Source organism: Thalassotalea piscium, assembly GCF_030295935.1.
Taxonomy (GTDB): Bacteria; Pseudomonadota; Gammaproteobacteria; order Enterobacterales; family Alteromonadaceae; genus Thalassotalea_B; species Thalassotalea_B piscium.
Map to the genome: position 1 here is coordinate 2,961,575 of NZ_AP027362.1, position 18,715 is coordinate 2,980,289.

General features: G+C 38.7%; 15 protein-coding genes. 3 read left to right on the top strand and 12 right to left on the bottom strand.

Translation table 11 applies throughout. The annotated features are described in order from the left end of the window. Positions 1-167 precede the first annotated feature (167 nt). Positions 168-941 (top strand): cell division protein ZapD, encoded by a 774-nt coding sequence (zapD, locus tag QUD79_RS13030; protein ID WP_221435103.1) that lies wholly within the window; start codon positions 168-170, stop codon positions 939-941. Positions 942-1,295: 354 nt separating this feature from the next. After that, positions 1,296-1,532 (top strand): DNA gyrase inhibitor YacG, encoded by a 237-nt coding sequence (yacG, locus tag QUD79_RS13035; RefSeq protein ID WP_184421357.1) that lies wholly within the window; start codon positions 1,296-1,298, stop codon positions 1,530-1,532. Positions 1,533-2,036: 504 nt separating this feature from the next. Here the strand turns inward: yacG and mutT are convergent. The 3 genes from mutT to QUD79_RS13050 form a co-directional block, all read right to left on the bottom strand. Next, positions 2,037-2,429 (bottom strand): 8-oxo-dGTP diphosphatase MutT, encoded by a 393-nt coding sequence (gene mutT, locus QUD79_RS13040; protein WP_184421354.1) that lies wholly within the window; start codon positions 2,427-2,429, stop codon positions 2,037-2,039. 71 nt (positions 2,430-2,500) lie between these two features. Then, positions 2,501-5,182, bottom strand: a complete 2,682-nt coding sequence (secA, locus tag QUD79_RS13045; protein ID WP_184421351.1) for a preprotein translocase subunit SecA — start codon at positions 5,180-5,182, stop codon at positions 2,501-2,503. An 88-nt stretch (positions 5,183-5,270) separates the two neighbouring features. Further along, positions 5,271-6,128 carry a M23 family metallopeptidase gene (locus QUD79_RS13050; RefSeq protein WP_246454847.1) on the bottom strand — a complete coding sequence of 286 codons (858 nt, stop codon included), beginning with the start codon at positions 6,126-6,128 and terminating at the stop codon, positions 5,271-5,273. Positions 6,129-6,214: 86 nt separating this feature from the next. Between QUD79_RS13050 and QUD79_RS13055 the strand changes: the two genes are divergently transcribed. Beyond that, positions 6,215-6,691, top strand: coding sequence for a DciA family protein (locus tag QUD79_RS13055; protein WP_184421345.1), 477 nt, complete (start codon positions 6,215-6,217; stop codon positions 6,689-6,691). A gap of 1,515 nt (positions 6,692-8,206) precedes the next feature. On the opposite strand, the gene lpxC is transcribed toward QUD79_RS13055, so the two are convergent. The 9 genes from lpxC to murD all read right to left on the bottom strand — a co-directional run bounded on the left by lpxC (position 8,207) and on the right by murD (position 18,711). Next, a complete protein-coding gene (gene lpxC, locus QUD79_RS13060; protein WP_184421342.1) occupies positions 8,207-9,124 on the bottom strand; it encodes a UDP-3-O-acyl-N-acetylglucosamine deacetylase in 918 nt (305 codons plus the stop codon). 146 nt (positions 9,125-9,270) lie between these two features. Further along, positions 9,271-10,434 carry a cell division protein FtsZ gene (ftsZ, locus tag QUD79_RS13065; protein WP_184421339.1) on the bottom strand — a complete coding sequence of 388 codons (1,164 nt, stop codon included), beginning with the start codon at positions 10,432-10,434 and terminating at the stop codon, positions 9,271-9,273. A 151-nt stretch (positions 10,435-10,585) separates the two neighbouring features. Then, the gene (ftsA, locus tag QUD79_RS13070) at positions 10,586-11,821 is read right to left on the bottom strand and encodes a cell division protein FtsA (protein ID WP_184421336.1); all 1,236 of its coding nucleotides are present in this window, start codon (positions 11,819-11,821) and stop codon (positions 10,586-10,588) included. Positions 11,822-11,826: 5 nt separating this feature from the next. Beyond that, on the bottom strand, positions 11,827-12,615 hold the full coding sequence (locus QUD79_RS13075) for a cell division protein FtsQ/DivIB (RefSeq protein ID WP_184421334.1): 789 nt from the start codon (positions 12,613-12,615) through the stop codon (positions 11,827-11,829). 2 nt (positions 12,616-12,617) lie between these two features. Next, the gene (locus tag QUD79_RS13080) at positions 12,618-13,553 is read right to left on the bottom strand and encodes a D-alanine--D-alanine ligase (protein ID WP_184421331.1); all 936 of its coding nucleotides are present in this window, start codon (positions 13,551-13,553) and stop codon (positions 12,618-12,620) included. Continuing rightward, positions 13,546-15,015, bottom strand: coding sequence for a UDP-N-acetylmuramate--L-alanine ligase (gene murC / locus QUD79_RS13085; RefSeq protein WP_184421328.1), 1,470 nt, complete (start codon positions 15,013-15,015; stop codon positions 13,546-13,548). The genes QUD79_RS13080 and murC overlap by 8 nt, the downstream gene beginning before the upstream one ends. Next, complete coding sequence (gene murG, locus QUD79_RS13090; RefSeq protein ID WP_184421325.1) at positions 15,015-16,115, bottom strand: undecaprenyldiphospho-muramoylpentapeptide beta-N-acetylglucosaminyltransferase; 1,101 nt, start codon at positions 16,113-16,115, stop codon at positions 15,015-15,017. Before murG ends, murC begins: the two co-directional genes overlap by 1 nt. Beyond that, positions 16,112-17,284: a cell division protein FtsW gene (gene ftsW, locus QUD79_RS13095; RefSeq protein WP_246454859.1), complete on the bottom strand. Its 1,173-nt coding sequence runs from the start codon at positions 17,282-17,284 to the stop codon at positions 16,112-16,114. The genes murG and ftsW overlap by 4 nt, the downstream gene beginning before the upstream one ends. Positions 17,285-17,337: 53 nt before the next feature. Next, positions 17,338-18,711 (bottom strand): UDP-N-acetylmuramoyl-L-alanine--D-glutamate ligase, encoded by a 1,374-nt coding sequence (murD, locus tag QUD79_RS13100; RefSeq protein ID WP_184421319.1) that lies wholly within the window; start codon positions 18,709-18,711, stop codon positions 17,338-17,340. Positions 18,712-18,715 lie beyond the last annotated feature (4 nt).

The following is an 18,715-nucleotide window of genomic DNA, read 5'->3' on the forward strand; positions in this document are numbered from 1 at the left end:
GCAACTAAGTCCTGAGGTAATGTGCAGTTGGTTAAATGCTTAGCACCGTTAAATTACCACTTAATAGTTGCTCCAATTATAGCAACACATTATGTCAGAGCTGACTACAATTACATCGCGTAGTGTCCGCCTTGTTACCTTAAAGAATACCGATAGCTGAGAGTGAAATGATAGAGCAACAGACCCTAAATAATATCAAAAATATTTTATATGAACATCCTCTTAATGAGCGTATAAGAAGCTACCTTAAACTTGAGCAAATGTTTACTCAGCTAAAAGCAAGTATTACTGTAGATGCAAAGGTTAGCTATCACATATACTTTAACGCAATGTTTTCGATTATTGATACCTTAGAGCGTAACGATATTCGTGGTGATTTAATTAAAGACTTAGAGAAGCTTGAACAAAACTTAGTTATATGGTCTAAATCACCTGAAATTAACGATAGTGCATTACAAGAAAATTTAAAAAATGTAGTAGAGCTCATTTGTCATTTACGGGCAAAAAGCCCGCAGTGGTGCCAAGTTAAAAACGACCAGTTCTTAATGAGTTTGAAGCAACGCTACGCGATACAAGGTGGAAATTGTAGCTTTGACCTACCGCAATTACAGTTTTGGTTAAACCAACCCGGAACAAGTATTGAACAAAGCATGAGTAGTTGGTTGAATCTGTTCAACCAAATAGATAAAGCGCTAGCATTAATTTTAAAGTTTATACGCCAACGCGTGTTATTTGAGCCTATTTCATCCGAGAGTGGTTTTTATCAAGATAGTGGAGAAGGTGTTTTATTACTGCGGATAAGGGTTGCACACAATGCACCTTATTATCCAACAGTAAGCGGTAATAAGTTTAGGTATTCAATACGGTTTATGGCACCATGCGAGCAACTTGGTAAACGATATTATAGCCAATCTACTGATTTTGAATTAGCACGCTGTTAATGAGGGCGAGCAAGTAACTTAATAGACTGAGTTAATACGAGCAGTAATGTAAAGGTTCGTTACAAGTAAATTGGCTTTTACCACCAAAGATGACGGTAGTAGGCTTAGTAGGGTAATGCAAGAGCAATTAGCGATAACTTAATCAATAGTATTGACGTTCTTTGACGGCGTAAACGCCGACCTACATTTGTTTAGCAGATCTATTTTTTTGTAGGTTGGGCTTTGCCGCCACGGATGGCGGTAGCAGGGTAATGCAGGAGCAATTACCGATAAGCCCATAGAAATAATAAATTTAACTTGTCGGATTAAACGCCAAGCTATCTAAAAATATTTAAATGTTATGAGAGTAATATTATGACACTAAAAGTTTCATGTCCAACCTGTAACAATCAGGTTTTATGGTTACCCGAGAGTGAATTCCGCCCTTTTTGTAGTAAAAGATGCCAATTAATTGACTTAGGTGAATGGGCAGATGAAGGGCATAAAATATCTCAACCTATACAAGAAAATGTTGAGTTAAGCGAAGAAATGCTTGATGCGTTAGAAGATCAGTTTATTCAACAAAATAAGTTTTTTGTTGAGCCAGAGTAATACCTTTTAACCGATAGGTTGAGCTTCAGCCCATCAGTAGTTATTTAGCTTATTATAATTGACGGCCTAAACGCCGACCTACATTATATTTACTTTGTAGGTTAGGGTTCAGCCCATCAGTAGTTACTTAGCTTATTATAATTGACGGCGTAAACGCTGACCTACATTATATTTACCTAGTAGGTTGGGCTTCAGCCCATCAGTAGTTATTTAGCTTGTTATAATTGACGGCGTAAACGCCGACCTAAAATATATTTACCTTGTAGGTTGGGCTTCAGCCCATCAGTAGTTATTTAGCTTGTTATAATTGACGGCGTAAACGCCGACCTAAAATATATTTACCTTGTAGGTTGGGCTTCAGCCCATCAGTAGTTATTTAGCTTATTATAATTGACGGCGTAAACGCCGACCTACAATATATTTACCTTGTAGGTTGGGCTTTGCCGCCAAGAGTGCCGATAATAGGCCTAATAGGGTAATGCATGAGCAATTACCGATAAACTATCAGCAACCTTTCAACTTATTAATTATTTCAATATTTGCGGCAGGGAAGTCAAGGGTCGATAATGTTGCGACTTCAAACCAAGCTTCTTGCTGCCCTTCTTGTGCGCTAGGCTCACCTAGATAGTTATCGATGATAAATACTTCTAATAAAACGCTTTTATCAACATAGTCATGCGATATTTCTACTAAAGGTATACATGATAGTACTTCTATACCTATCTCTTCTTTAAGCTCACGAGACAGCGCCTGATATACTGTCTCGTTTGCTTCAACCTTCCCGCCTGGAAATTCCCACTTGCCACCTTGGTGAACATTATCAGCACGCTTTGTTAAAAAAACTTGTTGATCAGCAAGTATGACGCCAACGGCAACATGAACGCGTTTCTTAGTCATTATATTTACCTTTTGATATAAAAATGCCAATCATAAGATTGGCATTAATTACTTCACGTACGGTGGCAAGTTTATGTTAATTTGCCATGACACTGCTTATATTTCTTACCTGAACCACAAGGACATGGCTCGTTACGTCCTACTCTTGCAATACCTTGATCTTGTGTTGATGAGCTTGCTGATTCATGCGTATATTCTTTAGGCGCCTCATCAGCTTTACGATGTTGCTCTTCTACGGCTTCAACATCTGACTCAGCTTTAATCTGTACTTTACTCAACACGCCAATCACATCAAACTTCAAGTTCTCTAATAATTCAGAAAATAGTTCAAATGATTCACGCTTATATTCTTGCTTAGGATTTTTTTGTGCATAACCACGTAGGTGGATACCTTGACGCAAATGATCCATAGCAGCCAAGTGCTCTTTCCAATGAGAATCTAAGCTCTGTAACATCACTGCTTTTTCGAATTGACGTAATACGTCTGCACCCACTTGCTTTTCTTTTTCACGATAAGCTTCAGTCGCAACTTCAAGTATTTTTTCACGCAAGGTTTCTTCGTGTAGCTTACTATCTTCTTTAAGCCATTGTGCAATAGGCATTTCAAGCGCTAATTCGCCTTTAATACGATCTTCTAACCCTGGTATATCCCACATTTCTTCTAATGACTGTGGTGGAATATGCTGATTAATAAGACCCGTCACTACATCTTTACGGATATTGTCGATGATTTCGCTAATATCAGCTTCTTCCATTAATTCATTGCGTTGCTCATAAATTACTTTACGTTGATCATTAGCAACATCATCAAATTCTAATAATTGCTTACGCACATCAAAGTTACGACCTTCCACTTTACGTTGTGCGTTTTCAATGCTTTTGGTGACCCAAGGATGTTCAATTGCTTCACCACGCTCCATGCCAAGTTTACGCATCATATTAGTAATACGCTCAGAAGCAAATATACGCATTAACCCATCTTCCATTGACAAGTAGAAACGAGTTGAACCTGCATCACCTTGGCGACCTGAGCGGCCGCGCAGCTGGTTATCTATACGACGAGATTCATGACGCTCTGTAGCAACAATATGTAAACCACCTAAATCAAGTACTTTTTGGTGTTGCTCTTTCCACTCTTCTTTAACTTTTGCTATTTTTTCTGCTGTAGGATCTTTGATCTTAGCGATCATCGCATCTAAATTACCACCAAGTACAATATCAGTACCACGGCCGGCCATATTAGTTGCAATAGTTACTGAGCCTACTTTGCCAGCGTCTGCAACAATTTCTGCTTCTTGGGCATGAAATTTAGCGTTCAATACTTTGTGTTTTATTTTCGATTTTTTTAAGTAAGCAGAAAGAAATTCTGAAGTTTCAATACTGATAGTACCCACAAGCACAGGCTGACCTCGTTCTACACAGTCTTGAATATCAGCTAAAATTGCTTCGTATTTTTCTTCAGCAGTTAAATAGATTAAATCAGGTAAATCTTTACGGATCATTGGCTGGTTTGTTGGCATAACCACAGTTTCAAGACCGTAAATATGGTTAAATTCAAACGCTTCAGTATCTGCAGTACCTGTCATACCCGACAACTTATTGTATAAACGGAAAAAGTTTTGGAAGGTGATAGATGCAAGCGTTTGGTTTTCATTCTGAATTTTTACACCTTCTTTAGCTTCTACAGCTTGGTGTAATCCTTCTGACCAACGACGGCCTTCCATTGTACGGCCGGTATGTTCATCAACAATAACTATTTCGTCGTCTTTAACAATGTAGTCGACATCTTTTTGAAAAAGCTTGTGTGCACGAAGTGCGGCCATTACATGATGAAGTAAAGTAATATTACTGGCTGAAAATAATGAATCGCCATCTTGAATCAAGCCTTTCTCTTGCATGATTTCTTCAATGCGAATTTGGCCACGTTCGGTTAAGTAAATTTGCTTTGATTTTTCATCAACAGTGAAGTCACCTGTACTTTCTTCACCTTCTTTATCTTCTTCTTCCTGCTGTTCAAGTGTAGGAACAATAAGGTTAATTTGGCGATAAAGCTCTGAGCTATCTTCTGCTTGTCCTGAAATTATTAACGGTGTTCTTGCTTCGTCAATTAAAATTGAGTCAACTTCATCAACTACAGCAAAATTTAATGGTTTTTGAACACGTTCTTCGGGCGAAAAAGCCATGTTGTCACGTAGGTAATCAAAACCAAACTCATTGTTTGTACCATAAGTAACATCAGAGTCGTAAGCAGCTTGTTTATCTGGCTGCGCCATGCCCGCGATATTACAACCAACGGTCATACCTAAAAATTCAAATAAGGGTCTACTCCAGTCTGCATCACGAGAAGCTAAGTAATCGTTAACGGTAATTACATGTACACCTTGACCAGATAATGCGTTTAAATATGAAGGTAATGTTGCGGTGAGGGTTTTACCTTCACCAGTACGCATTTCTGCAATTTTACCATCGTTTAGAACCATACCACCTATCAACTGTACGTCGAAATGGCGCATGCCCAAAACACGCTTACTTGCTTCTCTTACTACAGCAAAGGCTTCAGGTAAAATATCATCTAAGCTTTCTTTTTGACTTATTCTCTCTTTAAACTCTGTTGTTTTTGCTTTTAATTCGTCATCAGAGAGCGCTTCCATTGCAGGCTCTAAGGCATTAATTTTCGTTACTTCTTTGCCCATTTGTTTTAGTAATCTGTCGTTACGACTACCAAACAGCTTTGTCATTATATTTACAAACATCTTTGTTAAACCATATTTAGAAGAAGATCTTCCGTACTAAAATAAAAGTGATCGGCAAGCCGATCACCAAAAAAATGCAATTTACAGGTTATTTGGCTTTACGATAAACGTATTTCACGGGGTCTATATGCTTATTGTTACGCAATATTTCATAATGAACGTGAGGCCCTGTTGAACGCCCCGTACTTCCCATGAGCGCAATAGATTGACCTTTATTAACCACATCACCTACATTGACCAATAATTCTTTATTGTGCCCGTAGCGTGTTTTTATACCCTTACCATGATCAATTTCAATTAACTGCCCATAACCATAACGCTCGCTTGCCCAAGAAACCACACCAGCGGCTGTTGCAATTACATGTGTGTTCTCTTTCCCTGCAAAGTCTACACCCTTGTGCATTGCTGGGCGACCATTAAATGGGTCTTTTCTAACCCCATAATAAGATGAGAGCCAACCTTTTTTAATTGGGCGACCAGATAAATAACTTGTGTTTTCTATATGGTGACCAAAAGTTAAAGATTCAAGTAGTTTTAATTGTTTTTCTTTAAGCTGTAATTCTGTTTCAAGTGCTTGAACGTCACTAAATAATGCTGATGCAGATAATGTTTGGTTTACATGCGATTGGATCATAGGTCCACCACTAGGTGGTAATTCAGAAAAATTAAATTCATTTTCGGGGATATTCGCTTGTTCAGCTAACCTGTCTCCCAAGGCATTGAGTCGTAATACTTGGCTTTGGAGTTCAGCTAACTTTATCGTTAAGGCGGTAACTTGTTGGCTTTTTTCTTTTAGTTCAATATCGTAAGAATCTTTGCTATCAGTAAAGGTGTATAGTGGCGTTTGAGGCTGCGCTTCTGAAGTAAGTAATAAATGAATGATAAAACCAGAAATGAGTGCAAATACGAGCGCTGCTGACATCCAATGGAGTTTATTTAACTTCATTAGAAATCTAACGTTTTTTCCTCGGTATAGTAATGTTAAACTCATAGTTATTATCTAGCGGCTTCACTTTATATAGGGTTAATTATATGGCTCAGAAATCAAAAAAACCAATAGATATGTCAATCTTGTTTTCTGAAACGTCAGGCACTTTGGCACAAATTGCAAAAAAAACCAACTCTTTAAAAATATTAGCTGACATTGTACGACAAAGTTGCCCCGACCTACCAGCAGAAGTATGGCAAATTGCCAATTTCACCCAAAATACTTTAGTAATTGAAGTTAATTCTGCTATTTGGGCACAGCGATTGCAATTTGAACGAGTAAAAATTTGCCAACAACTTTCCCTTGCTACTGATCACTTATTTACGCAAGTGACCATTAAAGTATCACCTTATCGCAGTAAAAAGTGTTATCCAACACCAGTATCAGATGAAAAAATAAAAACACAGTATATTTCATCGGCAACTGCACTACAGTTAAGTGAAGTTGCCGCAAGTGCACCTAAAAGCCTAAAACAAAAATTACTCAAATTAGCTAGTTTGGCTGATAAAAACAGAAGCTAGAACTATTCAAATTGTTATTATTTGACGGCCTAAAGACCGACCTACATTTCATATGAGTATTATTTTGTAGGTTAGGCTTTGCCGCCATGGATGGCGGTAGTAGGGTAATGCAGGAGCAATTACCGATAAGCCCATCAAGCATTATGATAGTTAGTTGTGATTGAAAAGCATAATTTATCTGACGGCATAAATGCCGACCTACATTTCATATGAGTATTATTTTGTAGGTTAGGCTTTGCCGCCATGGATGGCGGTAGTAGGGTAATGCAGGAGCAATTACCGATAAGCCCATCAAGCGTTACGATTAGTTAGTTGTGATTGAAAAACATAATTTATCTGACGGTATAAATGCCGACCTACATTTCATATGAGTATTCTTTTGTAGGTTAGGCTTTGCCGCCATGGATGGCGGTAGTAGGGTAATGCAGGAGCAATTACCGATAAGCCCATCAAGCATTATGATTAGTTAGTTGTGATTGAGAAGTATAATTTATCTGACGGCATAAATGACGACCTACATTTCATATGAGTATTATTTTGTAGGTTGGGCTTCAGCCCATCAAGCGTTACGATTAGTTAGTTGTGATTGAAAAGCATAATTTATCTGACGGCATAAATGCCGACCTACATTTCATATGAGTATTCTTTTGTAGGTTGGGCTTTGCCGCCATGGATGGCGGTAGTAGGGTAATGCAGGAGCAATTACCGATAAGCCCATCAAGCATTATGATTAGTTAGTTGTGATTGAAAAGCATAATTTATCTGACGGCATAAATGCCGACCTACATTTCATATGAGTATTATTTTGTAGGTTAGGCTTTGCCGCCATGGATGGCGGTAGTAGGGTAATGCAGGAGTAATTACCGATAAGCCCATCAAGCATTATGATTAGTTAGTTGTGATTGAGAAGTATAATTTATCTGACGGCATAAATGACGACCTACATTTCATATGAGTATTCTTTTGTAGGTTGGGCTTCAGCCCATCAAGCATTACGATTAGTTAGTTGTGATTGAAAAGCATAATTTATCTGACGGCATAAATGACGACCTACATTTCATATGAGTATTATTTTGTAGGTTGGGCTTCAGCCCATCAAGCGTTACGATTAGTTAGTTGTGATTGAAAAGCATAATTTATCTGACGGCATAAATGCCGACCTACATTTCATATGAGTATTATTTTGTAGGTTGGGCTTCAGCCCATCAAGCGTTACGATTAGTTAGTTGTGATTGAGAAGTATAATTTATCTGACGGCATAAATGCCGACCTACATTTCATTTTAGTATTCTTTTGCAGGTCGTGCTTTGCCGCTAAAGATGGCGGTGGTAAGCTAATGTTAGCGCAATTAGCGATAATACCATCATTACATTTAGTAGTCATGTACTGCAAAATTGCCCATCTACTAGAGTTTCTGTAGTAAATATCTTACAGGCGAAGCTTTTATCAAGAATTTTTTTGCTATAAAAACAAAAAAAGACCTTTAAAGGTCTTTTTCAACATAACAAACGCTTATTAATATGCGCTTGCACCGACTTCTTGAAATTGAATTGGTGCTTTAGCTTCATCTTCATAAGTTACCCATTCCCAAGCATCTGTTTGCTTAAAAACTTCGCGTAATAGTATGTTATTTAACGCATGTCCAGATTTATAGGCGTTTAGCTCACCTAAAATACTTGATCCACACATATATAAATCACCAATTGCATCAAGTATCTTATGCTTAACAAACTCATCGTCATAACGAAGTTCATCTGGATTAAGCATGCGGTATTCGTCTAAAACAATCGCATTTTCTAAGCTTCCACCTAGCGCTAAATTATGAGATCGGAGTAACTCAATATCTTTAACGAATCCAAAAGTTCTGGCACGGCTAATTTCTTTAATAAAAGAACAGCTTGATAAGTCCATACTCATGAATTGGCCAGTTTTGGCTATAACAGGATGATCAAAGTCTATTGCAAAATTTACTCTAAACCCTTCATAAGGTTTTAGCTCTGCCCACTTATCACCCTCTTCTACTCGAATTGTTTTTTTAATACGAATAAAGCGTTTAGCAACATTAGAGGTTTCTATGCCAACTGATTGTAATAAATATACAAAAGGTAATGAGCTGCCATCCATAATTGGAATTTCAGGTGAGTCAACATCAATAATTAAATTATCAATGCCCATCCCTGCTACAGCTGCAAGCAAGTGTTCGACGGTGGAAATCTTCACGCCTTGCCCATTAACTAAACACGTACACATGGTTGTTTCGCCCACAGCTTCTGGGGTCGCTTTAATATCGACAACAGGGTCTAAGTCAACACGGCGAAATACAATACCTGTATTAGGCGCGGCAGGACGGAGAGTCAATTGCACCTTTTCACCTTTGTGTAAACCTACACCGATAGCTGAAACGCTTTCTTTAATTGTACGTTGTTTAATCATAATTAGCCTTAATAAGCTTTCTAGTCACTATACATCCACCAACTGAATTCAGCGGGCGCATAATATAGCAAAAAAGCACTATAAAATCAAAACCTCTGTTATATTGCATCACGCAACAAATTTATTATAACTACTTAGCTTGATTATTAATCAGCTTGCTTACGTAAAAAAGCAGGAATATCTAAGTAATTATCTAAGTCTGCCGCTTGTACTTTTTGTACTTGAGCATTTGCTTCTGGCATTGTTGCTGTCATTGTATTTGGCTCCGCTTGTGGAGACGAAATAAACTCTTGACCAACCGCAATAGGCTCTGAAACTGGTGCTGGATTAACTAAAGTGATATCAGGCTTACGCTCTGCACCAATGCCTGTAGCAACTACTGTTACTCTTAGCTCTTCAGTCATTTCTGGATCAATTACTGCACCTACAACTACCGTTGCGTTTTCAGAAGCAAAAGCTTTAACTGCATTACCCACTTTCTCAAATTCGTCGATGCTGATATCCATTCCTGCAGTAATATTTACTAAAATACCGCGCGCACCTGCTAAATCTACATCTTCAAGTAACGGGCTTGATATTGCTGCTTCTGCCGCTTCTTCAGCGCGGTCTTCACCTGTTGCAGTGCCTGAACCCATCATTGCAGTACCCATTTCAGACATTACTGTTTTAACATCCGCAAAGTCGACATTTATGAGTCCTGGACGTGTAATAAGTTCCGCAATTCCTTGTACTGCACCTAATAAAACATTGTTTGCTGCTTTAAATGCGTCAAGCAAGCTTGTACCTGGACCTAATACTTTTAACAATTTTTCATTAGGAATTGTAATTAATGAGTCTACATTTTTAGATAAAAACTCAATCCCTTGATCCGCATAATTCATGCGTTTTTTACCTTCAAATGGGAATGGTTTTGTTACCACTGCAACGGTTAAAATACCCATTTCTTTGGCAATTTCTGCAACCACTGGCGCTGCACCTGTACCAGTTCCTCCCCCCATGCCAGCAGCAATAAAGATCATATCAGCACCTTCTAGCGTTTGCTTTATTGCTTCGCGATCTTCTTCGGCACTTCTACGGCCAATTTCTGGGTTAGCACCAGCACCTAAACCTTTAGTAACTTCACTACCTAATTGCAAAGTAACATTAGCTGAAGAGTTACGTAAAGCCTGTGAGTCGGTGTTGGCTGTGATAAACTCAACCCCCTCAATTGACTGAAGTACCATGTGCTCAACAGCATTACCGCCGCCACCGCCAACACCAATTACTTTTATTACTGCTTCTTCGTTATGATCTTCCATTAATTCAAACATTTTTTACTCTCCGATTATTATGTTTTGTTCCACCAAAACTACTCTATACCTATCCCAATAACTTTATGCTTATTTCTACTGGTTAAAAACAAGTCACCTAATTAATGAAATTGGTACTACACTTAAATAAATTTTGCCTAAGCAAAATAAATTAAAACTCACCTTTAAACCAAGCCAAAATGCGTGTACCAATACTTACAACACCATCTGTAGCTTTACTTTCTTTTACCTGTGACTCTGACGCTTGCATACCGTAATGTAATAAGCCAACAACGGTGGCGTATGCTGGGTCATTTACATATTCTTTAAGCCCACAAATATCTTTTGGTTGTGCAACTCTAACTGGCATTTGGAAAACTTCTTCAGCAAATTCAACTACGCCTTCCATTTTTGCTGTTCCACCAGTTAGCACATACCCAGCAGCTATTTGGTCTTCGAGTCCGCATTCACGTATTTCTTCTTGTATTAATTCAAATAACTCTTGATACCTTGGTTCAACTACTTCAGCCAATGTATGACGTGACATTGATCTTGCTGGTCGTCCACCTACGCTTGGTACTTCGATATTTTCTTCCATACTAACCATCTGACGTAATGCGCAGGCATACTTAACTTTTATATCTTCGGCATGACTTAATGGCGTTCTAAATATTTTTGCAATATCACTGGTTACTTGGTTCCCTGCAACAGGAATAACCGCGGTATGTCTGAGTGCTCCACCAGTAAATACTGAAATATCCATCGTGCCTGCGCCAATATCAATAACACAAATACCTAGCTCTTTTTCATCATCAGTTAATACCGCATAGCTTGATGCTAATGAAGAAAAAATGAGTTGGTCTGCTTTTAAGTCACAGCGCTCTACACATTTAACAATGTTTTTCGCCATATCATTTGCACAAGTTATAATATGAACTTTCGCTTCCATTCTTACGCCTGACATACCAATAGGGCTTTTTATCCCATCTTGGCAATCAATACTAAATTCTTGCGGTAATACATGTAACATTCTGCGCTCTGCAGAAATTGGCACTGATCGTGCTGTATGAATCACATTATCAACGTCTTCTTGTACTACTTCTTTATCGTTAATTGGCACCATGCCATTTTCGTTCTGACAGCTAATGTGCTTGCCTGAAATACCTAAATAAACAGAGGTTATATGACAATCAGCCATCAATTCAGCTTCATTAATTGCGCGCTGAATTGATTGAATAACTAAATTCAAATCATTTACACCACCTTTATCCATACCTCTAGATGGTTGATTACCTACCCCAACAATGCTCAATTTGTTATCCGCAGTTATTTCACCCACTGCAACTGAGATCTTTGATGTGCCGATATCTAAACCTACAATGAGGTTTCTTTCATTAGCTTTTGCCATTAATGTTAAGCTCTTTTTTCTTCTATTGTATTTGCTAAAAAAGGTTTCCAACCAACTGCTAAACCTGTGTCATAACGTAAGTCAACATAATCAACTTGCTTATTTTCTTCGCTTTGTGCCTTTATTTGCGGATACACATCAATAAATCGCTGTATCCGCTCATTACGCTTTTCTCGTCCTAAATTTAAAACAACGCCGTCATTTAGGGTTAATAACCATGAAAAACGTTCTGACAAAACTAATTCGTCAATACTTAGTTCGCTAAAATCGAGTAGCTTATTTAACTTTTGAAAATTGTCTAGTGCAATTAACTCACTACCTTCTGGTCCAAAAAATGCCGGTAACTTATGTTTAACGCGACTTATATCAGCTTGAAACGCTTTACCGTAATGATTTATTAAAAAATCACCATTCCAAAAGGCAATGGGCGTTTGATCAACTACATAGATTTTTAATTCGTTCGGCCATTTTTTTCTTACTGATACTGAATACACCCATGGTAATTCGGTAACTTGTTGCTGCACTCTATTTACATCTACTTTAAAAAAATTACCTAAGTTTATATTTTCAATTGCCTTTTCTATATCTTTCGGCACCGTATATGACATTTCTCCGCTAATACTTACCGAGGTAACTGGAGCTGATTCGTCCGCTGAAAGGCGCTCTGTAACTAACCAAGAAAACGACAGTAACGAGACAATCACAACGACAAAGAAACCAACACCTAGCCAAAATGACCAGTGCAGTTGTGTACTTTGTACTTCATTAACTGAAGTGTGCGATTGCTTAGCCATAACTACTGTGATTCCTGTTTACTTAATTCAACAATACGTGTTACTAATTCGACAAAATTTAACCCAAACACCTTAGCTGCTTTAGGTACTAATGACGTTTCTGTCATACCTGGCACGGTATTTACTTCGAGTAATTGCCACTGTCCTTGTAAGTTGCGCATCACATCAACACGCCCCCAACCACTTGCACCAGTAGCTTTAAATGCAGCTAATGCCAAGGTTTGTAATTCACTTTCATCTTGCTCTGACAAACCACTTGGGCAATGATACTGAGTTGTTGTCGACTGATATTTCGCCTGATAATCATAAAACTCATTAGGTGTTTCCATACGAATAGCGGGTAGTGCTTGCTCACCTAAAATACTTACTGTGAATTCTGGGCCTTCAATCCAAGACTCCACTAATATTTCATTGTCAAACTCAAAGGCAGCAGTTAATGCGTTATTGAGTTGTTCATTATTACTCGCCTTTGCCATTCCAATGCTTGAACCTTCATTAGCGGGCTTAACCATTACTACACCGCCCAAACGATTTAGTACTTCATGTGCTTGCTTCGCTTGGTATTCATTTTTTTTAACAATAGCAAAACTTGCGGTCGGTAAACTTACCGCTTGCCATATTTGCTTAGAGCGAATTTTATCCATTGACAGTGCTGAGCCCAGCACGGCAGAGCCAGTATATGGAATATTCATATATTCAAGTGCGCCTTGAACACACCCGTCTTCACCGCCACGCCCGTGTAATGCAATAAAGACCCTATCAATATTCTTTTGTGACAAGTCACTCAAGCAATAATCTTTGGTGTCAATTAATTCAACAACAAACCCTGCTTGTGTTAATGCTTTTGCTACCGCAGCGCCAGAGCGCAAAGACACGTCGCGCTCAGCTGAATTACCACCATAAAGTACAGCAATTTTTTCAGATAAGTGGTTATTCATGCTGGCCTCCCGCTTTAAAATCAGGTGTGCCTTTTAACAATGGATGGTCTATTAACTTACGAGCAATAACGCCAATATTGCCAGCACCTTGTGTTATCAGCATATCGCCATCTTGCAATTGTGCATGAATCAGACCAGCTAGTTGTTCCGGATCGCTGACATAAATCGGTTCAATTTGACCACGCTGTCTAATACTGCGAGCTAAACTTTTGCTGTCAGCCCCTGGAATTACAGATTCACCTGCAGAATAAACATCAAGCAGAAACAGACAGTCAACCTCAGATAACACCTCAACGAAATCTTCATATAAATCGCGGGTTCTAGAATAACGGTGTGGTTGAAATACCATAACTAGACGTTTTTCAGGCCAACCACTGCGCATGGCTTTAATCGTTGCCTGTACTTCTCTTGGATGATGACCATAATCATCAACCAACACCATCTCGCCTTTCTCTGTAGATAAGTTAGCAAGTTGTTCGAATCGTCGACCTATGCCAGCAAATTTTGACAATGATTTAACAATAGTTTCATCACTAATGTTTTCATCGGTTGCTACCGCGATACTTGCTAAAGCATTTAAGACATTATGTTGGCCTGGTAAGTTAACACTTAACTCCAGTGTTGAATGTCCTTCGCGACTAACAGTAAAATAACTCATTCCTGCGTCTTGATAATAATGTGTTGCTTTAACATCAGCATCTTCAGAAAAGCCATAAGTGATGACTTGACGCGAAATACGAGGTAAAAGTTCACGCACAATCGGGCTATCTATACAGACAACTGCTAAGCCATAAAATGGTAGGTTGTGTATAAACTCAATATAGGTGTCTTTCAACTTCTCAATGTCACCCTGATACGTCTCCATATGGTCTTCATCAATATTGGTAACCACAGCCACCATCGGATACAAATGCAGAAATGACGCATCGCTTTCATCAGCTTCTGCGATCAAATATTTGCTTGATCCTAAACGCGCATTGGTACCTGCGCTATTGAGTAAACCACCTATCACAAAAGTAGGGTCTAATTGTCCTTGTGCAAACACACTGGCAATTAAGCTAGTTGTTGTTGTTTTTCCGTGAGTACCTGCGATAGCAATACCGTATCTAAAACGCATTAATTCAGCTAGCATTTCAGCACGTCGAACAACAGGAATACGTAGTTTGGCGGCTTCAGCTATTTCAGGATTGTTTTTATCAATTGCCGTAGATACAACAATAACGCTCGCGCCTTTAATATTATTTTGATGATGACCGATTGTTACCTCAGCACCTAAAGTTCGTAACCGCTTAACAACCGCGTTTTCACCAATATCAGAGCCCGTTATTGTATAGCCTTCGTTTAGGAGTACCTCAGCAATACCACCCATTCCTGCACCACCAATACCAACAAAATGTATCGTCGAAACACGACGCATTTCAGGTATTTTAATCGGTTGCATATTACGGTTTATATTACTCATTAACTTACTCTTCTTTGAACTAGTTGTGCACAAGCTTGAGCTACTTTTATCGTTGCATCAGCATGAGCAGCGTTATGTGCGGCCTTTGACATTGATTGCAACACTTTGTCGGAAATAAACAGACTATTAAGCATTTGAGCTAAACTTGTGCCATTAAAATCTCTTTGAGGAATAAGTTTGGCTGCACCAACCCCAACTAAATATGCTGCATTTTGGGTTTGATGATCGTCAACTGCATGGGGTAAAGGCACAAAAATAGCCGGTTTTGCCGCCATCGCTAATTCTGATACCGTAAGTGCGCCTGAACGGCAAACAACTACATCAGCCCAACGATAAGCTTCTGCCATATTCTCAATAAATTCTGTCACTTTAATTTGTTCTTCACTTAATCCATATTGTTGGTAACTTTCTAAAACGCTTTCTTGGTTACCCTTGCCTGTTTGATGCCATACATTTAAGTGTTGTATTTTTATTTGGTTTACAGTTTGTGGCACAACAGTATTTAAAATTTGCGCCCCTAAACTCCCGCCTACCACTAAGACTTTTTTAGTGGTGCTTGGCTCAACTGGAACAACATTTTCAATGGCAATAATGTCGCTACGCAATGGGTTACCGACCACTTCAAATTTATCGCCCTCTTTGAACGCCCCCGGAAAAGCACTTAATACCCTATTTGCAAAAAACGATAAAAAACGATTACTTAAACCCGCTACTGCGTTTTGCTCATGTAATACTAAGGGTTTACCTAATAACCATGCAGCAAATCCGCCAGGTGCACTTGCATACCCGCCCATTCCAAGCACTACGTCAGGTTGAACTTCTCGAATAACACGCATTGACTGAATAACTGACTGCATTAGCTTAAACGGAGTTTTTAACCATTCCTTCCAATTTTTATTGCGTAGGCCCGCGATATTAATAAACGAGATTTTAAAGCCGTGTTCTGGCACTAATGTCGCTTCCATTCGTTTTGCTGTTCCTAACCAGTGAATATTCCAGCCCTGTTGCTGTAAGTGTTGTGCAACAGCAATACCTGGAAAAATGTGACCACCGGTGCCACCAGCCATAATTAATAATGTCGGTGCTTTTACTTCACTCATTTTTCCGCACCTTTTTTACTTCTGTTTTTTCCATGACTAGATGTTGCCTGAATGCTTTGTAAACGTATTTCATGATCAATACGAATTAGCACGACAACAGCTAGTGTCATAATAATCATTGAACTGCCACCGTAGCTTATTAGCGGCATAGTTAACCCTTTTGTAGGCACTATTCCTGAACTAGCACCAACATTAACTGCGGCTTGGAAGCTGATCCAAATAGCTATGGAGTAAGCAAAAAAACCTTCAAAATATTTTTCTTTATTAATGGCCGTACGCCCGAGTAAAAGTGCTTTAATCACTAATGCCATGCTTAATACTAAAATTAAAGCAATACCAACAAATCCAAACTCTTCAGCCACAACAGCCATAACAAAATCTGTATGTGCTTCAGGAAGATATTCTAACTTTTGAATACTATTACCTAGACCTTGACCTAGTAACTCTCCGCGGCCATAAGCCATTAATGACTGTGTTAGCTGGTAACCGCTACCAAAAGGGTCTTTCCATGGGTCTAAAAAACTAGTTACTCGAGCCCAACGATAAGGAGAAAAGTACGCAAGCGCACCAATAGCCGTTAATCCAACACCTGCAACACTGATAAACTGCCACAGTTTTGCACCAGCTAAAAACAACAAGCCGAAGGTAGTTACAAACATAACAATAACTGTACCTAAATCGGGTTGTAGCAATAACAAACTTGCTAATACACCAAACACAACTAATGGCTTGATAAAGCCTTTTACATTCTCCATTACCTCATCACGGCGTCTAACCATGTAAGCGGAGAGGTAACAAAATAAAAACAACTTCGCTGGCTCTGCTGCTTGAATAGTAATAGGCCCTAGCACTATCCAACGGGTTGAGCCATTTACGGTACGCCCAACAAGTAATACTATTAGTAGTAACAACATCGCTAAAAATAACAATTTAAAGCTATGCTTGTGCCAAAAAGCCATAGGAATTTGTAAACTAAGTGCGGCAATAAAAATACTTAGCCCTATGTAAATCATATGACGAATAACAAAATGAAATGGATTATCAAATAAACGCTCAGCGATAGGCATAGAAGAGCTAGCAACCATTACTAAGCCAATCATATACATGCAGATCACAAGCAAAACGTAAGTACGATCAAATGTTGAAACCGTATAATGATTGGGTATCATCCATTGAGGTAACTTAATGTTTGGCCAATTAAAGTGACTAGCGACAGTAATCATTAACTAGCCTCCCTAATGTTAGCGTTAATGGCATTAACAAATGTTTGGCCACGTTCTTCATAGTTACGAAACATATCAATACTGGCACACGCAGGAGATAACAAGACGATATCGCCCTCACAAGCTATCTTCTTTGCATGTTCTACCGCTTCTTGTACGGTATTAACAATTTCTGTTTTTTCGCTTAGTTGTGCTATTTTCGCTCGGTCTTTACCTAATACATATATCTTAGAAACGTGTTCGGCAAACAATGCTTTCAATGGCGAGAAGTCTGCCCCCTTGCCTTCACCACCAGCAATTAAAATAAGCTTTTTACCCGCTAAAGTTGGTGCTAAACCTGTTATCGCGGCTACTGATGCGCCAACATTGGTTGCTTTTGAGTCATTTATCCAGCTGATACCATCGTTAGTATTAACACGCTGACAACGATGAGCTAAACCGTTAAAACTTTGTAAATGAAGTAACATGTCATTGACTGGCCACGACAAGCTTTGCCCTAGTGCCAATACCGCTAGATAATTAACAGCATTATGTAGGCCCGCTAAAGGCAATTGAGATAATGGTACTAACACCTTAGTGCCTTGCATTAAGAAAAACTCACCATGCTCATTTTTTAAACCAAAATCACCTTCTGATGGTTCATCAGTGCCGAAGCTAACTAATTGAGTTGCTTCGTTAATATTGTTAACTCTGGTTAAGTTATCTTGGCGGTTAAATACTGCCACCTGACATTGATTGTATATCTGTGTTTTAATTATCGCGTAATTGGCTAACGTTTTGTGACGGTCAAGGTGGTCATCACTTACATTCAACACACAAGCACCTTGTGCCTTTAAGCTTGATATATGCTCTAACTGAAAACTTGAAAGCTCTAAAATAAAGCTTTCCACATTATTGGTTAATTGACTTAGCACTGGCACACCAATATTACCACCCAAGCCTACATTTTTACCGATAGCTTTGCCTACATGAGCTAATAGTGAAACAACGGTAGACTTACCGTTAGAGCCCGTTACTGCCACCACAGGTTTTTCATTGATTTGACAAAACAGTTCAACATCGCCCATCACTTTACAATTGGTGTTAATGTGTTTAGCAATACCTTGAGCTTCAATGTTGATACCTGGGCTAAGTAAAATAACTTCAGCCTTTTCAATTAAGTCAAAGTGCCATTCACCTTGGTATAAATTACACTGAGGATAATCTTTACTAAACTCAGCTGGATTCAGAGTATTGTCGCGGCTATCAATAACAGCAAAGTTAAGCCCATGCGTTTTTAAAAAACGCATGCAAGAAATACCGGTTAAGCCTGCGCCTAACACAATAATATTCTTGTTTATTAACGTTGCAATTACTTGCTCTAACCTAGTCATTTTA

Bases quoted from the DNA above. Each gene is read 5' to 3' on its own strand.
- yacG (WP_184421357.1), top strand. From the start codon at position 1,296: ATGACACTAAAAGTTTCATGTCCAACCTGTAACAATCAGGTTTTATGG.
- QUD79_RS13050 (WP_246454847.1), bottom strand. From the start codon at position 6,128: ATGAAGTTAAATAAACTCCATTGGATGTCAGCAGCGCTCGTATTTGCA.
- zapD (WP_221435103.1), top strand. From the start codon at position 168: ATGATAGAGCAACAGACCCTAAATAATATCAAAAATATTTTATATGAA.
- ftsW (WP_246454859.1), bottom strand. From the start codon at position 17,284: ATGATACCCAATCATTATACGGTTTCAACATTTGATCGTACTTACGTT.
- QUD79_RS13080 (WP_184421331.1), bottom strand. From the start codon at position 13,553: ATGAATAACCACTTATCTGAAAAAATTGCTGTACTTTATGGTGGTAAT.
- ftsZ (WP_184421339.1), bottom strand. From the start codon at position 10,434: ATGTTTGAATTAATGGAAGATCATAACGAAGAAGCAGTAATAAAAGTA.
- murC (WP_184421328.1), bottom strand. From the start codon at position 15,015: ATGAGTAATATAAACCGTAATATGCAACCGATTAAAATACCTGAAATG.
- secA (WP_184421351.1), bottom strand. From the start codon at position 5,182: ATGTTTGTAAATATAATGACAAAGCTGTTTGGTAGTCGTAACGACAGA.
- murG (WP_184421325.1), bottom strand. From the start codon at position 16,115: ATGAGTGAAGTAAAAGCACCGACATTATTAATTATGGCTGGTGGCACC.
- mutT (WP_184421354.1), bottom strand. From the start codon at position 2,429: ATGACTAAGAAACGCGTTCATGTTGCCGTTGGCGTCATACTTGCTGAT.
- QUD79_RS13055 (WP_184421345.1), top strand. From the start codon at position 6,215: ATGGCTCAGAAATCAAAAAAACCAATAGATATGTCAATCTTGTTTTCT.
- lpxC (WP_184421342.1), bottom strand. From the start codon at position 9,124: ATGATTAAACAACGTACAATTAAAGAAAGCGTTTCAGCTATCGGTGTA.
- QUD79_RS13075 (WP_184421334.1), bottom strand. From the start codon at position 12,615: ATGGCTAAGCAATCGCACACTTCAGTTAATGAAGTACAAAGTACACAA.
- ftsA (WP_184421336.1), bottom strand. From the start codon at position 11,821: ATGGCAAAAGCTAATGAAAGAAACCTCATTGTAGGTTTAGATATCGGC.
- murD (WP_184421319.1), bottom strand. From the start codon at position 18,711: ATGACTAGGTTAGAGCAAGTAATTGCAACGTTAATAAACAAGAATATT.